Annotated in this window: 10 protein-coding genes and 1 other RNA gene; all 11 read right to left on the reverse strand. The window is 42.9% G+C overall.

The features are described from left to right. Positions 1 to 33: 33 nt before the first annotated feature. A complete protein-coding gene (locus tag QF041_RS19700) occupies positions 34 to 1,782 on the reverse strand; it encodes a response regulator (protein ID WP_307415405.1) in 1,749 nt (582 codons plus the stop codon). Beyond that, positions 1,773 to 3,803: a cache domain-containing sensor histidine kinase gene (locus tag QF041_RS19705; RefSeq protein ID WP_307415406.1), complete on the reverse strand. Its 2,031-nt coding sequence runs from the start codon at positions 3,801 to 3,803 to the stop codon at positions 1,773 to 1,775. Before QF041_RS19705 ends, QF041_RS19700 begins: the two co-directional genes overlap by 10 nt. A 632-nt stretch (positions 3,804 to 4,435) precedes the next feature. Continuing rightward, positions 4,436 to 4,798 (reverse strand): hypothetical protein, encoded by a 363-nt coding sequence (locus QF041_RS19710; protein WP_307415407.1) that lies wholly within the window; start codon positions 4,796 to 4,798, stop codon positions 4,436 to 4,438. A gap of 108 nt (positions 4,799 to 4,906) precedes the next feature. Continuing rightward, positions 4,907 to 5,614 (reverse strand): uracil-DNA glycosylase, encoded by a 708-nt coding sequence (locus QF041_RS19715; protein WP_307415408.1) that lies wholly within the window; start codon positions 5,612 to 5,614, stop codon positions 4,907 to 4,909. A 227-nt stretch (positions 5,615 to 5,841) separates the two neighbouring features. Further along, positions 5,842 to 6,699: a hypothetical protein gene (locus QF041_RS19720; RefSeq protein WP_307415409.1), complete on the reverse strand. Its 858-nt coding sequence runs from the start codon at positions 6,697 to 6,699 to the stop codon at positions 5,842 to 5,844. Between the two features lie 13 nt (positions 6,700 to 6,712). Beyond that, positions 6,713 to 7,198: a hypothetical protein gene (locus QF041_RS19725; protein WP_307415410.1), complete on the reverse strand. Its 486-nt coding sequence runs from the start codon at positions 7,196 to 7,198 to the stop codon at positions 6,713 to 6,715. 70 nt (positions 7,199 to 7,268) lie between these two features. Continuing rightward, positions 7,269 to 7,994 (reverse strand): hypothetical protein, encoded by a 726-nt coding sequence (locus QF041_RS19730; RefSeq protein ID WP_307415412.1) that lies wholly within the window; start codon positions 7,992 to 7,994, stop codon positions 7,269 to 7,271. 251 nt (positions 7,995 to 8,245) lie between these two features. After that, complete coding sequence (locus tag QF041_RS19735; protein WP_307415413.1) at positions 8,246 to 8,410, reverse strand: hypothetical protein; 165 nt, start codon at positions 8,408 to 8,410, stop codon at positions 8,246 to 8,248. Positions 8,411 to 9,231: 821 nt separating this feature from the next. Next, entirely contained in the window at positions 9,232 to 10,326 is a 1,095-nt protein-coding gene (locus QF041_RS19740; RefSeq protein WP_307415414.1) for an endonuclease NucS domain-containing protein, read from the reverse strand. A gap of 201 nt (positions 10,327 to 10,527) precedes the next feature. Continuing rightward, positions 10,528 to 10,892, reverse strand: a transfer-messenger RNA (tmRNA) gene (gene ssrA, locus QF041_RS19745). Positions 10,893 to 11,480: 588 nt separating this feature from the next. After that, positions 11,481 to 11,963 carry an SsrA-binding protein SmpB gene (smpB, locus tag QF041_RS19750; protein WP_036674736.1) on the reverse strand — a complete coding sequence of 161 codons (483 nt, stop codon included), beginning with the start codon at positions 11,961 to 11,963 and terminating at the stop codon, positions 11,481 to 11,483. Positions 11,964 to 12,107 lie beyond the last annotated feature (144 nt).

Raw genomic sequence — 12,107 nt, forward strand, 5'->3', positions numbered from 1 at the left:
GGAATTGGAAGTGGGGGTTGGTATTCTCGTTTTTCAGGTTTTTACATTCCGATATTCATTCATGGATCGGCCGATATGTTTTTTGAACAAGACGCTGAAATAGTGTGGGTCCGGGATGCCTACCTGCTGCCCGATCTCATACCCCTTTAAATCGGTCTGCTTCAGCAACGTTTCGGCCTTTCTCATACGAAGCTGCGTCATATATTCCACAAATGTCTGCCCGGTTTCTTTTTTCATCAGCCGCCCCAGATGGCCCGAACTTACGTAAAAAGTAGCCGCGGTGCTGGAAAGACCCACCTCCGCATTGCCCATGTTCTCTTCAAGATAAGCCATCACCCGGTCGATCAGATTGCCTTCCTTCGCCTGGCGCTTGGCTTGTATGACATCCGATACCATGCGGACATGCTGCTCCAGCATGTTTTTTAGTTCAGGCAGATGACCTGCTGTAAAAATGGCCGCAACGGCCTCTTTGTTCAATGCGTACTCTCCCTCAAGCTGCTGCTCTATGGCAGCACGCTGGCACTCCGTAACCACATCCATGGCTGCCATCCGAAACTGTGAAACGTCCGAGAACGGCACAGACAGCATACGCTCCAGCAACAATACGGCTTCTTCCCCCGCACCAACACTGACGTAAAATTGCAGTTGTTGGAGCAGCTGAGCATCCGAGTGGTAGGGCTTTTTCCCGCCTTCGATGACCAGATCCTCGAAGCAAATGACCTGATTTTTCCCCACAAACGCCTGATAATCGAGTGCACGACAAGCTTCCCGGTATCCCACACAGGCCCTTCCCCATCCTGATTGCCATTGCCCAATCCCTACGGTCACATCAACTTCACACCCTTCGAGCTTAAGTGTATGTTGAAGTTCTTCCTGAAGCTGCTGTACCTGATTGGCAAATTCCGTATCCGCACCAAGCGAGAGCACAACTATCCGGTTATGCGGGTCCATGACAATAATGGTTTGCGAATCCTGCGGATAAAATGCCTGCACCTGCTTCATGCCTACCATTCGCAGCAAAATATGTATTTCCTCAGCGGGTTGTCGATGAGCTTCTGTCTGATGCTGGCTTAATTGGGGCTGACCGTGTTGATGTTGAGGCCCTCCTTGTGCTTGGTGTGTTTGGTGATATGGTTCGGACAGATGTGGATATACCTCTGGTGCAGCTATCTTCGCTTGCGATACGGCAACCTCCACCTCCATTACTGCAATGCGCAATCCTGGTTCGCCAGACGAGATAGGAATGCCGAAGAAACGCGCCTTCTCTTGTAGTTCATCCTCAGGTATCACATCACTTAACCATTGATTTATAAACCTCTCCCTGAGATAAGGGAAGCTCTGCTTCATCTCCTCCCGCAGCTTCATCAGCTCGTACTCGCGCCCCATCTCCTGCTCGATTGCCACTCGCAGCTTCGTCGTAACCTGTAATAACTCAGAAGCACGGATGGGTTTCAAAATAAAATCGGATATGCCCAGCTTCACACTCTGACGAGCATATTCAAATTCATCATGTCCCGTCACAACCACGATTTTTAAGTTCTGGTAACGCTCCATGAGGATGCCGCTTAGTTCAATGCCGTCCATCTTTGGCATGTATATGTCCGTGAACACGATGTCTGGACGCAACAGCTCAACCTGATTCAAAGCCTCTTCAGCATCGGAGGCCTCGCCAATGATGGTCATGCCTTGCTGCTCCCAATCGATACGCATGCGCAGCAGATTTCGGATGAGGTACTCGTCATCCACAATCAATACCTTTAATGGTTCCACAGTTAATTCCATGATTCATCGGCTCCCTTCGGGATCGTTATAATAATGGTGGTTCCTTTTCCAACTTCGCTCTGCAGCTTGAGTCCATCTTCTCTGTCATAAAAAATGCGAAGCCGCTCCATCGTCCCCCACAAGCCAAAGCTTGGATTGTGTTTAGAGTGATAGGTAGGATTAGAAGTATTAGAAGAGTTAGATGGGTTAGATGAGTTCGAGCGATTAGACCTGTTCATTTCTGTTCGTTGAATCTGCTTCACTTCTTCCTCGGACATGCCGACTCCGTCGTCAGTGATCGTTAGAAGTACTCCCTCCTTGGATCGACGAGCTTGGATGCATATCGTGCCCGGGCTGCCTTTGGGACGAATACCGTGATACAGCGAATTTTCCACCAACGGCTGGAGCACAAGTTTGGGAATCATCACTCGCTCACAATCTGGAGCAATATCGTACTGCACCTCAAATACACCGGGGTATCGTACCTGCTGGATCGTCAGATAATTGCGTACAATCTCAACCTCCTCGTGCAGCGTAATCAGTTCGCGCCCTTTACTGACACTCAGCCGATAGTAACTTCCGAGTGCTTCTAACAGCTCACATACCTTATCGTTCATGCCCGACATCGCTAGGGAGGTAATGGAATCAAGTGTGTTGTATAGAAAATGCGGCTTGATCTGCGCCTGAAGTGTATTCAGCTCTGCTCGGCGAATCGTCTGCTGCTCCTGAATGATGCGTTTCAACATCTGGTCAATCTGCTCAATCATCTGGTTGTATCCTCCATATAGCTGTGCGAACTCGTAGCTGTTCAGTTCAACCGTCACTTTGTGGAAGTTGCCACTTGGTGCTTTCTGCATGGAACGAAGCAGCTTGTGAATCGGCTTAATGACACTGCGCGAGATGATGAACGAACTGACGAAAAAAACAGTCCCGTTCACCGCCAGTAGGATCAGCGCAAGCAACACCATAGATTTATTGCGGGTATCGGTAGCCTGGTATGGGCTCATGCTGATGAATTTCCACTGATCATCACCAGCCGAACGATAGGTCACCGCATATTCCTGACCACCCGATTGCAAGGTGATGAAGCCGGAGGATTGCTCTTGAAATGTTTGTTTTAACTTGACCTGATTGGCCTCTAACATCTCGTACATCCCTTCCTGTCCAGAAGCCGCTGACATGGATGCGTCGGATACAGCAGGCACGGCCTTCTTTCCATCGGTAGCGTTCGTTGCGATCACCCGCTGATGCTCATCCAGGATGGCCACCTGAAATGAATCCGGTGCAGACAGGTTGGCATAGGCTTGAGCGATGGATTTGCCCTTGATGTTCATGACCAGAAATCCAAGCGGAGACGTATCATCCAAATCTCGAATGAGTCGAATAAATGAGACCACCTCGTGCCCATCATTCTCCCCCGTCGCCGAGACTTCGCTGTCGTTGTTGCCACCATTCAGCCTGAGGAGATATCGTCCGTTGTGCTTCAGTGCCTGTTCGTACCACGGCGCTTCCTTCACATTCGCTTCCATAAACGTGGGCCATTCCTGTGTACCGACCGAGAATCGGTGCCCGGAATTATCATAAATATATACTGAATCAATAATTGGAACCGCTTGCATTAGATTGGTCAAATACGCGCTGACCTTGGACTGTGTCTGTAAATTGGAGTACACATTGCCCTGCCGCAGCAGGTTCTGCAAGTTGGGATCGGAGAAAATCATTTTCGAATAATTGTTCACGTTCTCGATCATCAGATTAACGTTGGTCTCAATGGATGTAATCGTCTGCAGTGATGCCTCATTGATCTTTCGCTGCGCATCACTTTCCGAGATTCGATTCAACACCAACGCACTGAACGCCACCGTTAGCAGAATAATGACAAAGTAGGCAAACGGGATTTTAAAAGCCAGCGTCTTGGGCTTGCGTTGAATGAACTCTTTGAAATGGGGAGTCCAATTCTTTTTCATTGCACTGGTGTTCGCTTTTGCATTTGCGTTTACTTCTGCATCGGTCTCAATATCTGATTGGGCTGTTGCTTTCACTTCTGTTTATCATCTCCTTCTGTTGCTGCTGCATCCGTTGTTGCATCTTTTGCTCATTGATTCAATGTGACCCTCCTTTGGTTCCGAGGTGTGGTGGGTTTAACGGTTGTGATCGGATGACCTGTTGTGATATCCACCACTCTCTCGGATTTTATACAATTGTATATTATAGGACTGTGCATGGAGAAGGCTCAACTCTTTTTGTCGCATACGGATGGCTTGACTGAGTGAAATAGAATGAGGCTTTGGGAAGAGGATTGCTGTGAATGCTGCGGGTAGGGGCCCCCGTAATTGGAGCCGCAAGGAGTACTGCTTTATAAAATGTTGGAGGTACAGATAATAAGTTGTGGTTTGTGCCGGATGGAGAGTGAGGCGAGGGAGAGGCGGAGGGTCTGATTACACAAAAACGATGATAAACGTCTACCTTGATATGCGCATACTTTTGAGCAAGATTACAATATCTACGGGCATAATCTTACTACTTACAGAGTGTTGATCGAGTGGTTAAGGCTGGGAAGTCCAATTATGGTCTTCTCGTATGATGAATTTAAGTGGGGAAAATGTCGGGGGCAAACTGCCCTCGGGCAGGACAAGTACAGAGTTCGTTTATGGTAAGAAACAGCGAATCGTGATCAAAGCGAGAATTCGGTAACGCCTTTTTTGGAGGCATATTTCAGCGTGTAGCTTCCTTCTTTGCCATATGGCAGCGTAGCGATTTGGATGCGGGTATAATCCAACCGACTCTCTCTCAGCACTTTTTTAATCAGCGCTATGCTCCGATCCTCGTCCGTGACCACACAGAAAATATTCATTACATATTCCTTTGGATCAGCCACACGGCTACCCATATCACATCCATCCACCTCTCCCAACTCCGCCTGGGTCAGAACGGTTTCCAGATATTCCATCACCTTTTCCTTCAACCAATGATCTCGTTTGCTGCCCTGCGCGCTCTTCAGCGGATATTGCACCACAAGCCAGTATTTTTCACTCATTTAGCTTCACCAACCAATCTTTATATGATGGGGCACTACGTTATGTGTAGGACACTTGAACAATAAGAATACATATGTCAGCCTCACATTCCTCCAGTTCAAAATGGGCTAGATAATTGACCTTACTGCTTTTTGGAATTGTACTGCCCTTCCATTTGCAGGATGAGGAACATGGTGATGTTTAATGAGATGTGAGCTTAACGTGTCTGCTGACTTTCTGCCAATAGCCACGATCTGAGCATCGGGATTCAGTTGCATAAGCTGTCTGGCGAATAAAACACCTTCCTCCAACTCTGCCAAAGTCGGCGTTCGATTCGTCATCCTGTTTTCAGCAGATTGATGAGGATGAAAGGGATAAATGTTCCAGAATATAAAGTCCGTTGGTTTCCACCTTGAACTGAATAACACTTCACCCCATATGATGGATGCTGTCGGTTCTGCGAAACCATACAGTGCCTGACTCCGGTTAGGTTTGGCGATATTGGGCAGACTTGTTCGGATACCCGGCTCGCCTGAAAAAATCATCTGGTGATTCACCAGCGAGTGATTCCCGGTAACCATTCGCTCGGACGTCAGGGGTACGCCAGAGAACCTCGCCCCTTGATATCCCACGGCTTCAGCAATAAAAATGTACCGAGCCTTGGACATTCGTGGTTCCAAATACCTGACCAAATGTTCCGAACGAATCTCCACCGCTTCGGGGCCGATATCATAACCCATCACATAATCTCTCCAAGGATTAATCACATTTACTGGCGAGACATATGCTTGTACCCCTGCAACAAACTCGCGGATCTGTTGGTGCGTTTCGCTCATGCTTTTCTGCCTCCTTTGGGAGATTACAGAGTATATCGGGCCTGCATCAGCTTATTTTACAAAGATTATAGCATAAACAGAAAAACCACCAACCAGGACGCTGGTTGATGGTTTATGACTCTAATGGAGGCGAGGGGATCGAACCCAATTTAGTACTTAAAATTATATGAAGACACAATGTATGACAAAAACAAACGAAGAGACCTTGACGATCTCTCCGCTTTTGTTTAATCGTATAATTCACCGAAACCGGCATATGTAACTACTTTATCATCAACTTCGTTTACAGTGAATCTCATATAGGCATCCTCGACTTTTGTTGTCTTACCATGTATGGTGAGCTGTTTTCCTTTATCTTTATTTTGCCCCCATGCATCTGTGTAACCCCATTGCTCAGAACCCAACCATGTATTGTTTCTGATTTCATATCTTACCGTGTTATCAATTCCTAAACCATTATCATTCCATTGCCGATAGTTTATAACAACTTCACTATCTGTTGTGTTAATATCAAATGAACATATTGAATCAAAACTTCTCCCATCTACACGACCTGAAAAATTCCATGTACATCTTGTGGCTTGAATAGTAATAGTATCAGTATTATTTTGAGGCACTACTGAACTCTCTAACTCGTCATTATCTGGAGCCTTTTGAATCTCTAAAATATCATCATTGATTGTGTGCGGGCTTTCTATTACTACCCTCATTTCCCCTTCAATATTATCAACCACAAACGGAGCTTCTGATATTGCCCCATTCTCAAAATATATTCTAACAGAGAATTTAGTTGCCTCATTCTTTATTTGTTCACTGTCAGTTATCTCATAGTCAGTAATCCCCTCCCGATCAGAGGATAACGATCTTTGATACAAATCCTTTTTATCATCCAAATTAGAAAATCTATAATCATGAGTGAGATCCATCATCCTATCTAAATTCTTGTCTTTAACGGCATTTAAATAATCCTCTAAGTAAAATTTCGGATCTGAATGGATATTTAGATCGCTTGAGGCACTAGCATTATGGACAGTTGTTAACATTACTAGAATACACAGAAGAATTGATAAAGATGCTCTTTTCATACTTACATTCTCCTTAATTGAATAGATTATAGTTTGATTCTATATAAGCACAATTCGATTCGATAAGGTGACTATCATAGTTATCTTCTAGGCTCTCCATTGTCCGAGAGAAATTTATAGCAGACTCTGTAAGCCCAAAGATGAAACTTTTCTCCTCACAATTAAATAAAAAAATACTTTCCCCTCCTAGAATTTCTTCGTATTGAAGGCATACTTCAATGACGCCTGGCTCCAATTCAGTAAAATTCAAAACCATAGGCTCTACTCCAAAAGGGACTGACACCTTTTTTGAATTAATGTATTTTGAAGCTGCATTAGTGTATGAATTCCAGATCTCAAACCCTGATTTTTCAGCAACAATTTTCTCATTCAAAAGTATGCAAATATTGTAATAGTCTAATTTCGCCTTGGAGAAGTAATTATTATAGGTATCTTGATTTAAATCGTTCAATTCAATATTTTTGTCAGATAGTTGTACTAAAGTTTTAAAATGAATCAAGCTATTTCACTCCTTAAAGTAAATAGTTAGCGAAGCCAACTTCATATAGCTTCACTAACTTTCTTTACTTTTATCGACTTTCAGCTACGTTCCAACCGTAAGGGTAGGCTGTAACTACCTTCAGGTTTCCATCCACCACTACTCTATAAAGCTTACCACTGTAGTATCCGTCAACTGCTACATTATTGCTATAATTGTTAAGAATTTTTTGTTTATTTTCATCACTATAATTAATTACTACTGCGATTATGTCCACTATATCTTGCATTGAAGTAGTGTCATTAAAAAATGAATTGTACTCCCGGTAGCCTAGCCCAGTCCAATATTTAGGATGGTGTTTTGACATAATGTGCTCGAAACCTCTACTTTGAGTACCGAACTCTATGGTAACTTTCTTATTTGAACCTATTAACCATAGTTCCTTTATGTTCGTATATTGTGTTGTAAGTGCAGATAAATCAAAATAATCTTTAATTGCATCCTCTACATGGTTTTCAGTCACTTTTGCATATGTTTTAGTTGCTCCATATGCAATCCTTGCCAGATACATTATGATGCTGACAACATTCTGTGGACGAATTTCTCCATCGGTATTATTTTGTTGAAAATTAGAAGCTCTCTCAATTATCTCAAGTGTTTCCTTTTTGGTTTCTTCTGTGACCATCAGTTCTCTATTATTTTCATTCTCTGAAACATTGTTATGGTCTGTACTTGCCGCTAACGCAAAACTGCTCATGCTAGAAAAAATCAGAGCAAATGATAAAAGCAAAGCCAAAGAAAATTTAAATTTTTTCATTATTTTTTCTCTCCTTTTGTTTTTTGTTCTGTATGCTGGCCAGCAATACAAAAATTGTAAATATGTAATCCGATAATTATAGTATCACCACACCCCTAAAAAGGTAAAGTATGTAAAAAAAGAGTGTGTAAATATTTATTACTTTATATAGTCAAAGTTTCTAGTTTGAAGTTATTTTTCTGAATTTTAGACTATATTCCTTAACTATAGAATAGACCAGTATTACTGCTTGTCTTTAAATCTCTCAATATTTAGTCCAATATTCCATAATTGTCTTTGTGGGTATCTTTGGTTTGCGGAAGTTTAGGAAGCTCAGACTCCCTCTCCCATCCCACCAGAATAAAAATATTAGCCGTATCCGATTTGTTTTTCCACGTTATGTAATTCCCTGCGATTAGACCATCAAACGCTGCCATGATGTCTGCCTTGTTCCTTCCGGTCTTAATGGTCAATTCATAAAGTGTCGGAAATCGTCTGCGCCCGCTACTTAATTAAACAAGATCCTCAACATTTTACGTTCGTAATCAGATAACATATATCCGCCTCCAAAGCCGTTGTTCTGATTGGATAACATGCCAGCAAACCGGATTCCTTAACTGTCCGTGGCTGCCCCGACAATAGATCATCAGCTTTAATCATTCCGAATCCACATGCTCCGTGCATAGCGAGACGAGACAACTTAAGAATGTTGAAAATCCTCAGAGTAATGAGTGTCATGAAAATTCATTTCATATTGATGGTCCCATGGAACCTTAGTTATCTTTGAGACGAACTAATTAATACTAATGGGTAACTTTTCGATATAGACTTAACTCAAATAAAAAATTTTCATACTTGTAATCCATAAAATTAACGTTCATAACTACCTCTGAAAAAGAAAAATCTAATTATGTATGTTACAAAAAAAAATCAGATTGCTGACATCTATTGATGTTCCAGCTACCTGATTTTTTTCGCTTGGAGTTACCTAAACGCCTTCAACATAGTACATACTCATTAAGTTCCATCTTGGGCGAGGGGAGTCGAACCCCTGTCCGAAGATAACGGCACATAAGCTTCTATGAGTGTAGTCACAGTTTTGATGTCACCCAAGTATCGCCCCGTAATCCGCTATACATTGAAATAGCCTGATTGTCTTCTCCAGCCCACTCCAGGAGTAGATGTGACAGTGTATCCCACTACTTGTTAGCCCCTATCCCTGTCACATGGGCTATTCAGGCTAGAATATTTAAAGAGATTATTGTATCTCCCAAATGCCTTTTAAGCGATTAATGGTATGAATCCATTTAGATGCACGCGGCTTACAAACGGTGTTTTGGTTTCCAAAAAAACCAATTTCCGATATAGCTACATTCGCAGGCAGAGCTTTAACCCATGCCACTTTTACAATGAACTCGGCACGATCATCGTCACATAAGAATTCTTTAAAGTAAGCGGCATTATTGCTAAGTTGATATATATTCTGTTCAACTCCATTTTCTTCAAAGAAAACTTCATCTGCTTTTTTGGCTGTATCCGTAACTTTACCAACACCAACATAACCAACACCAGGAATATTAACCCAAACTCGGTCGCCAATAGATAACTGATTAAGTGTACGTGAGTACCACTCTCCGCCTCCCCCTGAGATAAATCCATATTTTAAAGCATCTGACCAACTTCGACTCAATCCATCACCAAAAGAAACATAATACTCTCCGTTCCAAGGTTCCTTATCTTTAACTACAATAGATGCATTATCTAATGTCTCTTGCGGATCAATCATCCATGCACGGCTTATATATTTAGTAGCCTCCTCTTCAAATACAGTGAAAAAGATGACATTTATCGGTATAAGAGAGTCACTCAAGTACTCCACAATTCTTTCTGTGCTTGAATCCAATTCAGCCGCTACAATAACGATCTGATGGGAGTGATTAATACTTTCTTCTTCTAGTTTAACCTTGAATTTTGCGTAAAATTCGTCCTCTAAACTGTTTTGTTTTAGAGAGTATCTAGCTATATATGCCTCATATATTGCGGAGATTTGACTTGCAGACAAGCCTTTAATCCACGATGCATAATCTAGTCCCTGTGCAACAACTTCTCGACTTGTTTTATGTTTTTTTAATTCAATGATAATTATTGAGCCGCTATTATCAATTGCTAATAAATCAATGTATGTATTAAATTCGGTCATGACTTGTCTTCCAATAATCAGCCAATTTTCATCCAGTATAGCTGGATTGGATTGAATAATTTTCTCAAGTTCGATTTCTAGATTTAAAGTAACATTCTTTACTTCTCTAACCCCATCATCGGCAACTCTCCATATTCCATGCTTGATCGCCATTAAAATCATCTCATTTCATTTTCAATTTAAATCTAGCGTTTTATAATTTTATCAGTTCAAAAAATCATTGGCTAGTGTTTAATTTTATAGCTTTTATAAGATTTATGTTCTCGATTTTTAATCATCTTGAGTCCCCCCAACTATTAATTGAGTATAAATTAAAAACCACCAACCAGAACACTGGTTGATGGCTTTTGACTCTAATGGAGGCGAGGGGAGTCGAACCCCTGTCCGAAGATAACGGCACATAAGCTTCTACGGGTGTAGTCACAGTTTTGATGTCACCCGAGTATCGCCCCGTAACCGGCTATACGTTGGGTCAGCCTGATTGTCTTCTTCAGCACACCCCAGGCGGAGATGTGACAGCGTATCCCACTACTAGTTAGCCCCTATCCCTGTCACATGGGCGATGCAGGGTAGAAGCACGCACACAGTTTCTTAGGCTGCGAAAGCGTAGTTTGTTTGTTGTTTGCCGTTTAATAGGCTTTAGCGTTGATAAAGCGGACGCGTCCCCACTACCCGCTACCCATGCTCGAACTATCCCCGTCGAATCCATAAACGCCCCCTCAATGAAGAAGGGCTCCAGGATTAATCCGTGAATACGGAGCAAAGGTGCTGCACATCTTTTTCCTCCAAGGTAAAAAGATGCTTCTTTCAAACTCGGCATTCCTGTCTGCTACATGAGTAATCATAACACAGGACACATCACCGAAATAGTACAGATTGCTGGAAGACATTCCAGCTGGCTGAGCACAGATACAAGGTTATCCAATATAACAGGCTCAATCGTCTACATATTATACCGCGTCACCAATCGGAAGTAAAGTTTACCAGATCGGATCATGTACAAGGACACCTAAGTATTTTACCCACGTTCCAGGCAAACTACGCAACAGCTGATAATTTAGATTCATCACCGCACTAAGCTCCATGCTCCTAGCAGTTTTCTTAGTCACACATCAATAAAAATCAGCCCACTGCACACTTCAGCTATTCACATCACATCCCCTTTCTACTAATAATAAAAAAGCCTCAATCTTGCCCATTGCAGGGCAAACCTTGAGACTCCTTAACTCATACATCAATCTTCCTAGCTCCATCACAAAAACTAACATATACACCTAAAGTAAGGCTTTTCACGCACATCGCTCCACTTAACGTGCAACCTTCTGCTTCTCGCGCAGTACCCGTTGGATATCACGTTGAGCATCGCGCTTGGCTGCAGTCTCCCGTTTATCATACTGCTTCTTACCTTTACCCAGGCCAAGCAAAAGCTTTGCGTAACCATTGCGGATATAGATTTTCAACGGCACAATGCTGTACCCATCCTGTTTCGACAGCCCGAGCAGCTTGTGGATCTGCACTTTATGCATTAGCAACTTGCGCGTACGTGTCGGATCGAGCGGATTATTTCGGTTCCCTTGTTCAAAAGGACTAATATGCATATTGTGAATATGAATCTCACCGTTTCGAATCGTGGCAAATGCATCTCCAATATTCGCACGGCCGTTACGAAGAGATTTGATCTCCGTTCCGGTAAGCACCATGCCCGCTTCATACGTATCTTCAATGAAGTAGTCATGGGAAGCCTTTTTATTCTGTGCAAGCACTTTACTCTGTCCATCATTCTTGCCCATGTCCTCACTCCTTCTCCGTAAAATAAGCCGGTACCATGCTCTATAGCAGCACCCAATGTTGCACCAAGGTACCACGTGCCAGACCTTAATTGTAGCAAGTACGGCTGTTAAAATCAAGAAAGAGGCGACCTCTGCCGCCCCTCC

Origin of the sequence: Paenibacillus sp. W2I17 (assembly GCF_030815985.1) — a bacterium.
Classification (GTDB): domain Bacteria; phylum Bacillota; class Bacilli; order Paenibacillales; family Paenibacillaceae; genus Paenibacillus.